We start from the raw sequence: 13,521 nt of genomic DNA on the forward strand, positions 1-13,521 counted from the left end.
TGGATGGCCATATTTGCGTAACAAGGCGTGACCGTGCAGGCGCGCATGGGTCTTGACCCATTGTGCATCGCAACCTAAGTTGACCTCTGACGCCTCCGGGCGTCTTGCCCTTCCTGGGCGTTTCCTCCCTATAGACTTTTAATGCCGCACCCTCGGGTGCGGCTTTTTTTTGATCTGATCAGCGATCAGTCAGGCCGACCACGCATCTGCGCACAAGGTGGCGATCACGCGGGACAGCGCCTTTTGCGTCTTGGCGTAGGTTGAGTTAGGGGCCAGCGTCGTCTCGTCTAGATACAGTTTGCGGCTCAGCTCGATCTGGATGGCCTCGTAGCCCTCGTCCGGCCGTCCCCAGCGCTGGGTCGACCAGCCGCCGGCGTAGGGATGGTTCTGCGCCACGCGCCATCCCAGGCCGTCGAACAGTTCGCGCAGACGCCGGCTGAGCCGCGCGCTGCAGGCCGAGCCGTAACGATCGCCCAACACGACCTCGGCCCCGACGGCGCGCGCCGGCATCGAATGCCAGTCGATCAGCACGGCGCGTCCGTGCGTCGCGCGCGTCGTCTGCATCCGTTCGCCCAAGGCCTGGTGATAGGGGGCGTGGACCCTGGCGATGCGGTGCGTGGCCTCCGCCAGAGTCAGCCGGCGCGCGTAGAGCGGCGTCCCGTCGCCGGCCAACCGGGGGATAACGCCGTACCCCGCCGCCGTCTTGGCTCCGACCGGCCCGTCCAGATCCGCGATCAGGGCCGGGTCAAGCTCAGAGGGATCACGGTTCAGATCGACATAGGCCCGGCCGATCCGGCCTTCGATCAGCGCGGCCCCCCTGCGCGGTCCCTCTGCGACCAAACTCCCGACCAAGGCGTCCTCGGCGCTCTTCAGGCTGGCGCGCGACAGGCCCGGCGCGGCGCCCATGTCGTCGGGATACAGGTCGCCGGAGTGGGGCGAGGCGAACACCAGCGCCGTCGCGGGCGCGTCCGCCGCCGGGGCGGTGATCGAAAAGCTGTCGCCGCCGTCGGTCATGCTCCCGCTTAGCGCGTTTCGCTGTGGAAGGAAGTCGGCTGATCGGCGAATTTCATCGGCGGTTTACCGTTCCGGCTCTAGGTTTGCGGTCTGTTTCAAGGGTGTTTCTCGAATGGCGCGTATTCTCCTGGCCGAAGACGACGGTTCGTTGCGCGGATTTCTGACGCGCGCGCTGGAGCGGGCAGGCCATCAGGTCATCGACTGCGAGAACGGCGATGACGCCATCGACGCCCTGGAACATGGTCCCTACGACCTCCTGCTGACCGACATCGTCATGCCGGGCGCGGACGGGATAGAAGTCGCCCGCGTCGCCGCCGCCCGCCAGCCCGGCCTGCGCATCATGTTCATTACCGGCTTCGCCGCCGTGGCCCTGACGGCCGCCCAGGCCACGCCGGACGCCAAGGTGTTGTCAAAGCCCGTCCACCTGCGCGATCTGGTCAATGAGGTCGAGCGGATGGTCGCCGCCTGAACCTTCGCTGCGTGGGTCGAGCGGCGTTTGGCGAGAAATCGCATTCTTGCCGTTAAATCGGCTTGATGCCGACCGGCCTCGCCGCTATACGACCGCTCTTCCCGCTCCGAAGACGTTTTTCGGAGCCCTACGGCGGATGCGTAGCTCAGCGGGAGAGCACCTCGTTGACATCGAGGGGGTCACAGGTTCAATCCCTGTCGCGTCCACCATTTTCCTCTCTTTTCAGATCAGTCGTCACTCGCGCGGGCTGGCGTTTGCGCGCTAGAGCAGCCGTCCCTGATCCGCCCTCCGGACGGCCGTGTCCGTCATCAGGCCGCGGCGGCGAAGCTCGGTCGCGGCGGTGAAGGCGATGTCGATGTCGCGTCCCGACGCTAGGATATGAAGCCGGTCAGCATCCACCGTGCTCCACGCCTTGCCGCGTTCAAGGCCGGCGGGCACGCGGGGCAGCAGTCCCGGTTCGCGGCTCCAGGCCAGTAGCTGCTCGACGGTCGTCTGGTTCAGCATGTCGCGAAGATGATGGGCGGTGACATAGGCGTCAGGCAGGGCGCGATGCGCAGGCAGGCCCAACTCGTGCACCAATCCCTCGGGCCGGCGCAGATAGCGCAGCATCTGGTTGGAGAAGCGCGGCAGGTCGGGCCAAAGCCGCAGGGCGCATTTCCAGGTGCAGATCCACTTTGCGCCGCCTGACAGGGCAGGGGTGCAATACCGCTGCTCGAAGCTGGCGCGGTGAGCCGCCAGGGCGATCACGCCCGCCTCCGGGCGAAGGATGAGCGGGGCGACGGCCTTCCAATAGCCGGCGTCTTGAACCCACTCGTCCAGAATGTGGTGGATCGCCATGGTGTCGGGCGAAATCGGCCGACCGGGATTTACGAAACGGGCGCCGCGCGTCGCATCCAGACGCCATGGGCTGGCCCCGTCACGCACCACGTCCTGCCAGCCGATCTCGCAGACGTCCTGAAGGCCGGATCCGGCCGTCTCCAGGTCGATGACGCGGATGCGTTGGGGTGATGGCGTGAAGTCGGTCAGGGCGTCCTCGGCGTGGCTTTCACACTTGACAACGCCTGGGACGCCAGATTCGGTCCGGCGCCTGGAAAGACCGCCGACGGCGTGTCGTCAGTTCGGCAAGTGCACCGACCCGTGCGGCATGACGGTCATCACGGCCCACAGACCGACCAGCACCACGGGCGAGGCGATCAGCGCCCGCCGACAGCGATGCGCCAGATAAAGAACCTCGCCGATCACGATCGACACCAGCATTCGCGTTTCCCCCGAAACGATAAGCGACACTTCTATGACGTCGCCGACAGACGTGTCCCTCAATGAGACGAAATCCATTTCGTCGTAGCCGCTTCGCCGGCCGCGTGGTCGCTGGACGTGCGGTCAGGAATGCGCAATCTCGCAGGCATGGGATCTGTCGCGCGCCTGTTCCGTCTGCATTTGTCGCTATGGCTCGGGCTGCTGGTCATGGCGGCCGTGGCGGCGCTGGCGCCGGCCAGCGTCGGCTGGCCGATGCGACTGGCGGCCGGCTGGGACGCGGGCGTGGCGACCTTTCTCGTCGCCACCTTTGTGCGGATCTTCCGCGCGCGTTCTCAGGAGGCGATGCGGCGTCGCGCGGCGGAACTGGATCAGGCGGGCGTTCTGGTCCTGCCGCTCAGCATGGCGGCGGCCGTGGCCAGCGTCGTGGTCCTCGTCCTCGCCATGGTGGCCAGCGACGGCAAGCCGACGGTCGGGCAGGCGGTGTTCTCAGTATGCACCGTAGGCCTGTCGTGGCTGTATGTGCACATCATCTTCGCCCTGCATTACGCCCACGGCTTCTACGCTCCGCGTGACGACGGCAAGGGCGATCAGGGCGGGCTAATCTTTCCGGGTGAGGATGACGCGGACTACTGGGACTTTCTGCACTTCGCCCTGATCATCGGCGTGGCGAACCAGACGGCCGATGTACAGATCTCCAGCCGAAAACTGCGCGGCTTGGCGACGTTTCACAGCCTGATCGCCTGGTTCTTCAACGCCGTTATCCTGGCGCTGACGGTCAATCTGGCCGCCACGCTGCTTTAGGTACGGGCAGCCGTTCGGTCAGAGATCGACCGGGCGGCCGGACTCTTCTTCCTCAAGGGTGACGGCGACATCGGCGTTGGCCGACAGGCGCACCTTGTCGCCCTCGACGCCGGCGACGAAGCCGTTCTCGATATAGTGGTGGTGATCGGCGTGGGCGCCGTTGTTCTCGCGGCGCGTCAGCTTGATCCGGTCGCTCTCGACCCGGTCCACGACGCCGACGTGCACGCCGTCGGCTCCGATGACTTCCATGCCTTCCTTGATCTCGCTCATCGCTGTTTTTCCTCGCTGAACATCGTGTCGATAGCGGAGCGCCGCCAACCGACATTTCGTTCCCGAGGCGCTGGGACGGCGAGCATGCTTGTTCGCGGCCCCGCCGACTGGCAAGGCTTTGGGACAGTGTTCAGCACAAGCCGGCTGAGGAGCGCGAGCGACAGGGATGCCGTTGACTTGATCGAACAGTATGGATGGTCCGAAGTCTGGGCGACGGCGTTTGCGCCGCATGCCCATGCCGGTCACAGGCCGGGCCGCGTCATCCTCCAGCATCGCAACGGCTATCTGGTCGTCACGGATGCGGGCGAGCTTCAGGCCAAGGCGTCCGGCCGACTGCGGCACGAAGCCCAGGAGACTGGGCCCCCTGCGGTGGGCGACTGGGTGGCGCTGTCGCCGAACCCTCAGGACGGCGCCGCCACCATCCACGCCGTCCTGCCTCGCCGCACGGCCTTCGTGAGACGGGCGGCCGACAGCGTGCGTCGAACCCAGATCCTGGCGGCCAATATCGACGTGGCCTTTGTCGTCACCTCGATGAATGCGGATCTGAATCCGCGCCGGATACAGCGTTTCCTGGCTGCCGCGATGGACAGCGGAGCGCGGCCTGTTCTTGTTCTGACGAAGTCGGATCTCAGCGCCGACCCCCAGGCCGAGGCCGCTCAGGTGGCGGCGCTGGAGGCGCTGACCCTGGTCCTGACCGTCTCGGCGCGCGAAGGCGTCGGCCTAGAGGCGCTGCGTCTTCAGGTGAAGCCGGGCGAGACCTGTGTCCTGATCGGCTCGTCGGGTGTCGGCAAGTCCACCCTGGTCAACGCCTTCCTGAACGAGGATCGGATGGCGACCCAGGCGATCCGCGCATCCGACGACCAGGGACGGCATACCACCAGCCACCGCCAGCTGCTCCCGCTGCCCGGCGGCGGTCTCATCATCGACACGCCCGGCATCCGCGAAGTGGGCCTGATCGACGCCGAAGAGGGTGTGGAAGCGGTCTTCGACGATATCGAACACCTGATGCAGGAGTGCCGCTTCACCAACTGCGGCCATGTGAGCGAGCCGGGATGCGCTGTCCAGGCGGCCCTGGCGGACGGCACGCTGGAGGGACCGCGCTGGGCGCATTTCCAGAAGCTGAAGTCGGAACTGGCGGCGGCGGGGGACAAGGCGGAACGGATCGCCAAGGCTGCGGAACGTCGGCGGCTGGGCGGCCTGCAGAAGGTCTATCGCGCGACGAAGCGCAACGATCGGGGCGGGGCCGATCGATAGCGTCGATGGCGCAACCGAATTTCGACGTGTTGCGGGGCCAAACGGGCTAGGTGAAGTCCTTAGACTTAAGAAAGATCACCATGTCCGCATTCACCATCGTCACCACCAGCGCCGTTCAGGGCAGCGAGGCCGCAGAGGTCAACACGCTGACCGACGACTTTTCCGACGCCAGCGAGGCGGTGGGCTATGCACGGCGCATGGCCGACGAGATGATCGACATGGCCGATCAGCTGCTGCTGGATTTCGATTACAGCAACGTCGGCGTCTATGAGGGCGACCTGCTGGACGAAGACGTCATCCCGGATCACCCCGCCCTGATCGGCGTCTGGGTGCTGGATGAAGAAGGCTCGGCCTTCGTGCCGGCCGAAGAGTTCCGCCAGGGATCGACCGAAGTCGAGAACTGATCGGCGGCTATCGCGGCGGGAGGTTCGGATCGAGCCACCTGCCGCATCTGTCATCGAACGAGAAACGCGCGCCTAGTCGCGCGCCGAATGGCGACTTCTGCGGATCGAAAATGTGGGGGGGAGGATGGCCGTCCCTCCGAACACCTTGCGGTGCTCGGAGGTGACGATGGTGGAGCTTAGCGGAGTCGAACCGCTGACCTCTTGCATGCCATGCAAGCGCTCTACCAACTGAGCTAAAGCCCCGGACCTATCGGTCTGGATCGCCCGGTTCATCTTGCGATGGCCCCCGGCGAGGCGGCGGAAACTAGGTCAGGCTTTTTCTGCGATCAAGCCCGTTTCGAGATTTATTTTCACCGCGTTCCCAAGGGTGAAAATACGCAGGTTTTTCAAACCGAAAGGTGTGAAAGCCCTGTTGTCCCGCCGCGTCTCCCTAACGGGAAATGCGGCGGGTGCAACAAGAATCTGAGCCAGATCGCGAGAAGCCCACAGCAAGTCGGGCTTCAAGTCGCGCGATGCGCGATGGGCTCAAGAATTTAGTCGTCGTCGCGCGACGGTTTGGCGATCTCGTCGTCGATCGAGTCGTCGTCTTCGTCTTCGATGAACGGCACGGAGTCGTCATCGTCGTCGGCCAGCAGATCGTCGTCGCCGTCGGTCGAGCCCATGCCGGCTTCTTCCGAGGCGTCAGCCGGGGAGTCTTCGTCCTCGTCGTCCGGCGTCAGGATCGGCTCGTGGCCTTCCTCGTCGATTTCCGGCGTCTTGACGTCGTCTTCCTCGTCCTCGTCGCCGTCGACCTTCTTGTCCTTGACCTGATCTTCCGTGTCCTCATCGTCGGACGGATAGCCGGGACGGGCGCGGCGGCTGCGCAGCTTCATCGCCTCTTCGGGATCGAAGTCGGTTCCGCATTTAGGGCAGTGTGCAGGGCGACGGTTCAGGTCGTAAAACTTCGCCTGGCAGTTGGGGCAGACCTGTTTGGCGCCCAGTTCGGGATTGGCCACGTTTGGATGCTTTCAACGGGTTGAATTCGGGGCGGTCCCTTGCCACCCCTTTGACCCGCTGTCAAAAGCTGTCTTTCGCGCCGCCCGCGCGGCCCTTCGCACAATACAGCCTGAAGCGGGTGATCATGCCGTCCCAACTGACTTCGCGCCGCGCATCCGCCCTGACCGGAAAGGTCCGCGCACCGGGCGACAAGTCGATGTCGCACCGGTCGATGATCCTGGGCGGCATGGCGTCGGGCGTGACCGAGGTCGAGGGTCTCCTGGAAGGCGACGACGTCCTGGCCACCGCCCGCGCGGTCGAAGCCTTCGGCGCCAAGGTCGAGCGGACCGGCGACGGCAGATGGCGGATCGAGGGGGCGGGCGGCTTTAAGACGCCGGCTTCGGTGATCGACTGCGGCAACGCCGGAACCGGGGTGCGCCTGCTGATGGGGGCGGCGGCCGGCTATCCGCTAACGGCGACCTTCGATGGCGACGGCTCGCTGAGAAAGCGGCCGATGAAGCGGGTCACGGGACCCCTGGCGGACATGGGTGCGGCGTTCGACTGGCAGGCGGCCGAGGATCGGCTTCCTGTGGCCCTGACCGGCGGCGCGCTTAAGGCCATCGACTATGTGCAGACGGTGGCCTCGGCCCAGGTGAAGTCGGCCATCCTGCTGGCGGGGCTGAACGCCGAGGGCGTCACCTCCGTGGTCGAGCCGGAAAAGAGCCGCGACCACACCGAGCGGATGCTGCGGGCCTTCGGCGCCGAGGTGGGCGTCGAGGAGAGGGGCGAGGGCTGGAAGGTGACGCTGAAGGGCGGACAGGCCCTGACCGGGACCTTCGTCGCCGTGCCGGGCGATCCGTCCTCGGCGGCGTTTCCCCTGGCGGCCGGTCTGATCGTGCCGGGGTCTGAGGTCACGGTCGAGGGCGTGATGCTGAACCCGCTTCGCACCGGCCTGTTCGACACCTGGATCGAGATGGGCGCCGACCTGACCATCACCAACCGGCGTGAGGCCGGGGGCGAAGAGGTCGGCGACATCACCGCCCGTCACTCGTCCCTGAAGGGCGTGGTCGTGCCCGAGGATCGCGCCGCCTCGATGATCGACGAATATCCGATCCTGGCGGCGACGGCGGCCTTTGCGGACGGCGTCACCGTCATGCGCGGCGTGGGTGAAATGCGGGTCAAGGAAAGTGACCGGATTTCGCTGATGGTCGAGGGCCTGCGCGCCTGCGGCGTTCAGGTCGAGGAGGAGCCGGAAGGCTTCATCGTCACCGGCGCCGGCCAGGGCGGGGCGGTGCGTGGCGGCGGCCTGGTCCACACCGCCCACGACCACCGCATCGCCATGAGCCATCTGGTCCTGGGCCTGGCCGCCGAACAGCCGGTCTCGGTCGACGAGCCTGGGATGATCGCCACCAGCTTCCCCGGCTTCGTCGAGATGATGAACGGGCTGGGCGGGCGGATCGCGTGAAGTCTGCGCGCGACGTCCTCGGTCGAGGCATCGCGGTCCTCGGTCTTCTGACCTGTCTGGGCGGAGCCGGCTGGACGGCTTGGATCGTCTGGCAAGGGGTGACGACAGGCCGGGTCTCGGGCAAGCATGGCGCTGTGCATCTCAGGGCCGAGGGCGACGCCTTCTTCTATTCGACCGTGGCGCTGAGCGGCGTCGCCTGTTTGGTTTGGCTGGGTTTGGCGGCCTTCGCGGTCGTAGTTCTGGCGCGTTGGAAGGCATGGTCGTGAACCGGCCGGGGCCGTCGGGCTGGATCAAGCCGATCCTGACGCTGGCGATCGCGATCCTGATCGGCTGGTTCTGCGTGATCGGAGCCCGAGAAATCGTCCAAAGCCTGGATGCCGGGGTGCTGAACAACCGAAAGGGGCCGGACGTTCTGTTGGCGGACCGACCCCTGCTGTTTTGGAGTGTGGTCTGCTTCTATGTGGCGTCGGTTGCGGCCGGGGCGGGCCGGGGCGGGCCTGGCGGTCCTGCTGGCCAGCCTTGCAATTCGTGATTTGGTCGGACGCCGGGACTGAGGGCTTCGGCTGGATTGGTCGAGCGATCCTCGCTATCAGGTTCGGCCTCCCGTGCGTTTGGGATCGAGATTGAAATGCGCCACGCGCTGCGGAGACCTGCTTGACCCTGATCATCGCCGTCGACGGACCGGCTGCCTCTGGCAAGGGGACCATCGCGGCGCGCCTGGCCCAGACCTATGGTCTGCCGCATCTGGATACGGGGCTGCTGTACCGGGCCGTGGGCGCAAAGGTGCTGGCGGACGGCGGATCGCTGGATGACGAGGCCGCTGCGACGCAGGCGGCGCGGGGGCTGGATGCGGCGGGCCTGTCGGAGGATCCGCGCCTGACGACGGGCGAGGCGGGCGAGGCCGCCAGCCGTGTCGCCAGCTTCGCCGGCGTGCGGGCGGCTCTGCTGGAACTGCAGCAGGCGTTCGCGGCCCAGGCGGGCGGCGCGGTTCTCGACGGACGCGACATCGGCACGGTGATTGCGCCGAACGCTCAGGCCAAATTGTTCGTCACCGCGACGCCCGAGGTGCGAGCCACGCGCCGCTGGAAGCAGCTGACGGCGCGCGGTTCGGACATCGCCTTTGACGCCATGCTGGCCGACATCCAGCGCCGCGACGAGCGTGACGCCGGGCGCGGGGCGGCCCCGATGGTCCAGGCCGACGACGCGGTCTTGCTGGATACGACCGATCTGGGTATAGAGGCCGCCTTCGATGCGGCCCGCCGTATCGTCGAGGCGGCGCGCGCGAAACACGGTCTCTGACCTGCCCTCGCAAATCCAACGCTCCCACCCTCGGCCTCCGCGGGCGTTTTGATCGTTCTGAACGGTCTCGCATCCCGACGACCTGATTCCATCTTTTCCCATCGCCCCGCGCGCCGCCTTTCGCTGCGTCAGGGGTCCACCTCGCGCGGGATCGTGCTTCGGTCACGCGCCACAGCCCCACTGGAAACACCAGAGCTTCATGTCTGATACTCTCAACCCCACGCGCGACGACTTCTCGGCGCTGCTCGACGAACAACTGTCGGGTCGCGACTTCGGCGAAGGCCAGGTCGTCCACGGCCGCGTCGTCGGCATCGAAAAAGACATCGTCATCATCGACGTTGGTCTGAAGACCGAAGGCCGCATCGCCATGCGCGAATTCGGCCAAGGCGACGACGGCGCCCTGCCCAAGGTCGGCGACAACGTCGAGGTTTACCTGGAGCGCGTCGAGAACGCCCTGGGCGAAGCCGTCATCAGCCGCGACAAGGCTCGTCGCGAAGAAGCCTGGACCCGTCTGGAAGTCGTGTTCGCCGAAGGCCAGCCGGTCAACGGCGCCATCGTCGGTCGCGTCAAGGGCGGCTTCACCGTCGACCTGGGCGGCGCCTCGGCCTTCCTGCCCGGTTCGCAAGTCGACATCCGTCCGGTCCGCGACGTCGGCCCGCTGATGGGCAAGGAACAGCCCTTCGCCATCCTGAAGATGGACCGTCCGCGCGGCAACATCGTCGTGTCGCGTCGCGCCATCCTGGAAGAAGCCCGCGCCGAACAGCGCACGGAACTGGTCGGTCAGCTGGCCGAGGGTGAAGTCCGCGAAGGCGTCGTCAAGAACATCACCGACTACGGCGCGTTCGTCGACCTGGGCGGCATCGACGGCCTGCTGCACGTCACCGACATGTCGTGGAAGCGCGTTTCGCACCCGAGCCAGGTTCTGGCCGTCGGCGACACCGTCAAGGTCCAGATCGTCAAGATCAACCCGGACACCCAGCGTATCTCGCTGGGCATGAAGCAACTGCAGTCGGACCCCTGGGACGGCGTGGAAGCCAAGTATCCGGTCGGCGCCAAATACACGGGCCGCATCACCAACATCACCGACTACGGCGCCTTCGTGGAGCTGGAAGCCGGTGTCGAGGGCCTGGTGCACGTCTCGGAAATGTCCTGGACCAAGAAGAACGTCCACCCCGGCAAGATCGTCTCGACCTCGCAGGAAGTCGATGTCGTGGTTCTGGATGTCGACGCCTCCAAGCGCCGCATCTCGCTGGGCCTGAAGCAGGCTCAGGACAATCCGTGGGACGCCTTCGTCGCCAACAACCCGATCGGTTCGACCGTCGAGGGCGAAGTCAAGAACGCCACCGAGTTCGGCCTGTTCATCGGTCTGGACAACGACATCGACGGCATGGTGCACCTGTCCGACCTCGACTGGTCGGTGTCGGGTGAAGAAGCCATCCAGCGCTACCGCAAGGGCGAGATGGTCAAGGCCAAGGTCCTGGACGTCGACGTCGAGAAGGAACGCGTCTCGCTGGGCATCAAGCAGCTGGGCGGCGATCCGATCGGCGAGGGCGACACCTATCGTCGCGGCCAGCAGATCACCGTCACCGTGACGGCGATCGAGTCGGGCGGCATCGAGGTCAAGTTCGGTGAAGACGACGCGCCGGTCACGGCCTTCGTTCGCAAGTCGGACCTGTCGCGCGACCGCAACGAGCAACGTCCGGAACGCTTCGCCGTCGGCGACCGCGTCGACGCCATGATCACCGCCGTGGACAAGGCCTCGCGCCGCGTCTCCGTGTCGATCAAGGCGCTGGAAATGAAGGACGAGCAGGAAGCCATCGAACAGTTCGGATCGTCCGATTCGGGCGCTTCGCTGGGCGACATCCTGGGCGCCGCGCTGAAGAACGCCGGCACCAAGGAGTAAGGCTCAAGCCGAAGGGCGCATCGCGTCCTTCGGTCGCCTCGCTCAATCAGCAGAGCGCCGCGCGCTCTGCGATAGCGAAAAGAATGAGGGCGGCGGGAGCAATCCCGTCGCCCTTTTCTCTGTCTGGCACACTGCTGTGTGCACTTCCGGACATTTTTCCTGCGAATGGCGCGCATCATTGTCGGATAAGGGCTTTTTACAGAGCCTGTCGAAGGTTAGGGTGTGGGCTCTGGATCGACGGCGGGCGAAACAGCCCGTCATTCCGAGCTCGCGGGGGCGCAGATGATCAAGTCCGAACTGATCGAGAAGCTTGCAGCGGAAAACACCCACCTGACTCACGCCGAGGTGGAACGGCTGGTCAATGTGATCCTCAGCACCATGACCTCGGCCCTGTCCGAAGGTGGCCGGGTCGAGTTGCGTGGTTTCGGCGCCCTGTCGGTGCGGTCGCGCCCGGCGCGCGCGGGTCGCAATCCGCGTACTGGCGAAACCGTCGAGGTGCCTGCCAAGGCTGTCCCCTTCTTCAAGAGCGGCAAGGAGCTGCGCGAGCGGCTGAACGCCTCGGGCGACGCCTGATCTAACATTCTCAAGGAAATCTCATGAGCCTGCTGTCGGAGTTTCGCGAGTTCGCGGTCAAGGGCAATGTCGTGGACCTGGCGGTCGGCGTGATCATCGGCGCCGCCTTCAACGGCATCGTCAAAAGCCTGGTCGATCAGGTGGTGATGCCGCCCATCGGCCTGATCACCGGCGGCATCGATTTCTCGGAACTGGAATGGGTTCTGAGGGCTGAGAACCCGGCGACCGAGGCCGTCGAGAAGGTGGCGATCCAATACGGCGCCTTCCTGAACACCGTGATCCAGTTTCTGATCGTCGCCTGGGTCGTCTTCCTTGTGGTCAAGGGCATCAACGCTCTGCGTCGTCAGGAAGCCGCCAAGCCCGATCCGGCGCCCGCCGCGCCGACGGCGACTGAAGCCCTGCTGGCCGAGATCCGCGACGAGCTGAAGGCCCGCCCTAACGCCTGATCAGGCCTTGGACACGCGACCGCCCAAGGTCGGGCGCGTGATCGTGGCGGCGGTCGACGCCTTGGGCATCGGCGGCGTGCGCGAACAGATGCCGTAATCGCCGTCGAACGGCGTCGGCGCCCAGGCGGCCGCCAGCGCGGGATCGTCGATGATGGCGTGGCAATGCCCCCAGCCGCCCTCGCGCCGCGCCGTCTTCGCCATATCGCCCAACTGCGCCAGCAGGCGCGGCGTCACCATCTGCAGCCGCACCTTGGCGGCCCCCAGCGCGCGGGCGTTGTCGATCAACGCTTGGGTCAAAAGCGCAATCGCCTCGGGCGCCGCCTTCAGGGCGATCAGATCGACGATGTCCAGATAGGGCGGCTCGATCAGGCTGGTCTTGGTCATCTGCGCCATGGCCATCCCGACGATTTGGCTGTCCCTGACGCAGGCCAGCATGACCGGCGGCAGAGTCAGGTCGGGGTCCGCCAACCGCCAGCGCAGGATTTCCGGACTGCGATCCGCCAGCAGACGCTCTTCTTGCGACAGCCGGTGCCAGAAGTCCGCATAGGGCGAAGTGTCCGATAGGTCGCGCAGGACCGTCATTCCAGTCGGCAGCACAAGCGGCGTTTGGCGAAACACGCGTCCGTTCATCAGCCGCTCGCCCAGACGCGCGGCGGTCTCAGCGGAGGTGCGGCCCAGCAGCAGGCGCAGACCTCGGCCCTGCGCGCAGGCCAGACGGTCAGTGATCCACGTCAGCTTCAGACCATGGGTCTGCGCCGGCCAGGGCTTCATGTCGAACAGGCCGTATAGGGGCGCCGAGCGCGCATTGGCGTTGAAGGTGTAGCGGGCGAACAGCCCTTGCTGGTTCAAGAAGGTGCGGATCAGAGGCCGGCTGGCGCCCTTCCGGCTGGGCGGCACGATGATCGAAAAGCCGGTGGCGCCGAAGTGGTCCTTAGCGCCGTGACGAAACCGCTGGATGAAGTTGCCTAGCATGGCGACGGCGTTGTCACCCTCTTCGGCCACGACCCAACCGGCGGGCGCGCCCAGCGCCAAACGCGCCGGATTGGCTTCGAGCCAACGCCATCCGGCCGGCGACCGCTCGGGCCAGCCGACCTGACGATGCAGCCGGTTCAGCGCCGCATGGTCTGGAGCGTCGATCGGTCTGACGGACATCTGGCGCTCCTTCCCATTATGAAACCGTGTGCGTTCCTGCCGGAGCAGAGTAGCAGGAAGGGCGCCACTGATCATTACCTAAGGTTGTGTTCCTCAATCTTCGCCGCTTGGCCAGCCGTCCCCGCGATAGCCTTAACACTTGTTCGGATTCGCCCGCTGTGCTGGGTATGCGCCTTTCGCGCGCCCGATAAGCGGCGCGGCAGTTGGGAGTGAGCCGTTGAGGACGGATTTGGGGAAGG

17 protein-coding genes and 2 tRNA genes are annotated in these 13,521 nt (G+C 66.0%); 12 read left to right on the forward strand and 7 right to left on the reverse strand.

Annotation, left to right across the window (positions count from 1 at the left end):
• Positions 1–189: 189 nt before the first annotated feature.
• The gene (locus AC3WRC_RS00265; protein ID WP_492302371.1) at positions 190–1,014 is read right to left on the reverse strand and encodes an N-formylglutamate amidohydrolase; all 825 of its coding nucleotides are present in this window, start codon (positions 1,012–1,014) and stop codon (positions 190–192) included.
• 112 nt (positions 1,015–1,126) lie between these two features.
• Between AC3WRC_RS00265 and cpdR the strand changes: the two genes are divergently transcribed.
• Complete coding sequence (gene cpdR / locus AC3WRC_RS00270; protein WP_017506825.1) at positions 1,127–1,483, forward strand: cell cycle two-component system response regulator CpdR; 357 nt, start codon at positions 1,127–1,129, stop codon at positions 1,481–1,483.
• 134 nt (positions 1,484–1,617) lie between these two features.
• Positions 1,618–1,692, forward strand: a tRNA-Val gene (locus tag AC3WRC_RS00275).
• A 52-nt stretch (positions 1,693–1,744) separates the two neighbouring features.
• On the opposite strand, the gene AC3WRC_RS00280 is transcribed toward AC3WRC_RS00275, so the two are convergent.
• Both AC3WRC_RS00280 and AC3WRC_RS00285 read right to left on the reverse strand, forming a co-directional pair.
• Positions 1,745–2,407: a DNA polymerase III subunit epsilon gene (locus AC3WRC_RS00280; protein WP_492302372.1), complete on the reverse strand. Its 663-nt coding sequence runs from the start codon at positions 2,405–2,407 to the stop codon at positions 1,745–1,747.
• 189 nt (positions 2,408–2,596) lie between these two features.
• Positions 2,597–2,740, reverse strand: coding sequence for a hypothetical protein (locus tag AC3WRC_RS00285; RefSeq protein ID WP_156494701.1), 144 nt, complete (start codon positions 2,738–2,740; stop codon positions 2,597–2,599).
• A 129-nt stretch (positions 2,741–2,869) separates the two neighbouring features.
• Between AC3WRC_RS00285 and AC3WRC_RS00290 the strand changes: the two genes are divergently transcribed.
• Positions 2,870–3,541: a DUF1345 domain-containing protein gene (locus tag AC3WRC_RS00290; protein ID WP_492302373.1), complete on the forward strand. Its 672-nt coding sequence runs from the start codon at positions 2,870–2,872 to the stop codon at positions 3,539–3,541.
• An 18-nt stretch (positions 3,542–3,559) separates the two neighbouring features.
• Here AC3WRC_RS00290 and AC3WRC_RS00295 read toward each other — a convergent pair whose 3' ends face one another.
• A complete protein-coding gene (locus AC3WRC_RS00295; protein WP_492302375.1) occupies positions 3,560–3,811 on the reverse strand; it encodes a DUF2171 domain-containing protein in 252 nt (83 codons plus the stop codon).
• Between the two features lie 177 nt (positions 3,812–3,988).
• On the opposite strand from AC3WRC_RS00295, the gene rsgA reads away from it, so the two are divergent.
• Positions 3,989–5,065, forward strand: coding sequence for a ribosome small subunit-dependent GTPase A (gene rsgA, locus AC3WRC_RS00300; RefSeq protein WP_492302376.1), 1,077 nt, complete (start codon positions 3,989–3,991; stop codon positions 5,063–5,065).
• An 80-nt stretch (positions 5,066–5,145) separates the two neighbouring features.
• Positions 5,146–5,469 carry a hypothetical protein gene (locus tag AC3WRC_RS00305; RefSeq protein WP_492302378.1) on the forward strand — a complete coding sequence of 108 codons (324 nt, stop codon included), beginning with the start codon at positions 5,146–5,148 and terminating at the stop codon, positions 5,467–5,469.
• Between the two features lie 167 nt (positions 5,470–5,636).
• Here AC3WRC_RS00305 and AC3WRC_RS00310 read toward each other — a convergent pair.
• Positions 5,637–5,712 (reverse strand) — tRNA-Ala (locus AC3WRC_RS00310).
• A gap of 290 nt (positions 5,713–6,002) precedes the next feature.
• Positions 6,003–6,464, reverse strand: coding sequence for a TIGR02300 family protein (locus tag AC3WRC_RS00315; protein ID WP_055752793.1), 462 nt, complete (start codon positions 6,462–6,464; stop codon positions 6,003–6,005).
• 122 nt (positions 6,465–6,586) lie between these two features.
• Between AC3WRC_RS00315 and aroA the strand changes: the two genes are divergently transcribed.
• The 7 genes from aroA (at position 6,587) to mscL (ending at position 12,130) form a co-directional block, all read left to right on the forward strand.
• Positions 6,587–7,909, forward strand: coding sequence for a 3-phosphoshikimate 1-carboxyvinyltransferase (gene aroA, locus AC3WRC_RS00320; RefSeq protein ID WP_492302985.1), 1,323 nt, complete (start codon positions 6,587–6,589; stop codon positions 7,907–7,909).
• Positions 7,906–8,175, forward strand: coding sequence for a hypothetical protein (locus tag AC3WRC_RS00325; RefSeq protein ID WP_174086574.1), 270 nt, complete (start codon positions 7,906–7,908; stop codon positions 8,173–8,175). Before aroA ends, AC3WRC_RS00325 begins: the two co-directional genes overlap by 4 nt.
• Positions 8,166–8,441 carry a hypothetical protein gene (locus tag AC3WRC_RS00330; RefSeq protein WP_492302380.1) on the forward strand — a complete coding sequence of 92 codons (276 nt, stop codon included), beginning with the start codon at positions 8,166–8,168 and terminating at the stop codon, positions 8,439–8,441. The genes AC3WRC_RS00325 and AC3WRC_RS00330 overlap by 10 nt, the downstream gene beginning before the upstream one ends.
• Positions 8,442–8,563: 122 nt before the next feature.
• Positions 8,564–9,208, forward strand: coding sequence for a (d)CMP kinase (gene cmk / locus AC3WRC_RS00335; RefSeq protein WP_313008783.1), 645 nt, complete (start codon positions 8,564–8,566; stop codon positions 9,206–9,208).
• A gap of 199 nt (positions 9,209–9,407) precedes the next feature.
• Positions 9,408–11,111, forward strand: coding sequence for a 30S ribosomal protein S1 (gene rpsA, locus AC3WRC_RS00340; protein WP_066552585.1), 1,704 nt, complete (start codon positions 9,408–9,410; stop codon positions 11,109–11,111).
• Positions 11,112–11,393: 282 nt separating this feature from the next.
• On the forward strand, positions 11,394–11,684 hold the full coding sequence (locus AC3WRC_RS00345) for an integration host factor subunit beta (RefSeq protein WP_492302382.1): 291 nt from the start codon (positions 11,394–11,396) through the stop codon (positions 11,682–11,684).
• A gap of 23 nt (positions 11,685–11,707) precedes the next feature.
• The gene (gene mscL, locus AC3WRC_RS00350) at positions 11,708–12,130 is read left to right on the forward strand and encodes a large-conductance mechanosensitive channel protein MscL (RefSeq protein ID WP_066624021.1); all 423 of its coding nucleotides are present in this window, start codon (positions 11,708–11,710) and stop codon (positions 12,128–12,130) included.
• On the opposite strand, the gene AC3WRC_RS00355 is transcribed toward mscL, so the two are convergent.
• Complete coding sequence (locus tag AC3WRC_RS00355; protein ID WP_492302383.1) at positions 12,131–13,282, reverse strand: ATP-binding cassette domain-containing protein; 1,152 nt, start codon at positions 13,280–13,282, stop codon at positions 12,131–12,133.
• Between the last annotated feature and the right edge of the window lie 239 nt (positions 13,283–13,521).

The sequence above is a fragment of the Brevundimonas sp. EU05-FHT14B07 genome, assembly GCF_058790795.1.

What these genes read in the sequence shown, in the direction of transcription:
- AC3WRC_RS00265 (WP_492302371.1), bottom strand. Translation starts at nt 1,014, where the DNA reads ATGACCGACGGCGGCGACAGCTTTTCGATCACCGCCCCGGCGGCGGAC.
- cpdR (WP_017506825.1), top strand. Translation starts at nt 1,127, where the DNA reads ATGGCGCGTATTCTCCTGGCCGAAGACGACGGTTCGTTGCGCGGATTT.
- AC3WRC_RS00285 (WP_156494701.1), bottom strand. Translation starts at nt 2,740, where the DNA reads ATGCTGGTGTCGATCGTGATCGGCGAGGTTCTTTATCTGGCGCATCGC.
- AC3WRC_RS00290 (WP_492302373.1), top strand. Translation starts at nt 2,870, where the DNA reads ATGCGCAATCTCGCAGGCATGGGATCTGTCGCGCGCCTGTTCCGTCTG.
- AC3WRC_RS00295 (WP_492302375.1), bottom strand. Translation starts at nt 3,811, where the DNA reads ATGAGCGAGATCAAGGAAGGCATGGAAGTCATCGGAGCCGACGGCGTG.
- AC3WRC_RS00305 (WP_492302378.1), top strand. Translation starts at nt 5,146, where the DNA reads ATGTCCGCATTCACCATCGTCACCACCAGCGCCGTTCAGGGCAGCGAG.
- AC3WRC_RS00330 (WP_492302380.1), top strand. Translation starts at nt 8,166, where the DNA reads ATGGTCGTGAACCGGCCGGGGCCGTCGGGCTGGATCAAGCCGATCCTG.
- rpsA (WP_066552585.1), top strand. Translation starts at nt 9,408, where the DNA reads ATGTCTGATACTCTCAACCCCACGCGCGACGACTTCTCGGCGCTGCTC.
- AC3WRC_RS00345 (WP_492302382.1), top strand. Translation starts at nt 11,394, where the DNA reads ATGATCAAGTCCGAACTGATCGAGAAGCTTGCAGCGGAAAACACCCAC.
- mscL (WP_066624021.1), top strand. Translation starts at nt 11,708, where the DNA reads ATGAGCCTGCTGTCGGAGTTTCGCGAGTTCGCGGTCAAGGGCAATGTC.
- AC3WRC_RS00355 (WP_492302383.1), bottom strand. Translation starts at nt 13,282, where the DNA reads ATGTCCGTCAGACCGATCGACGCTCCAGACCATGCGGCGCTGAACCGG.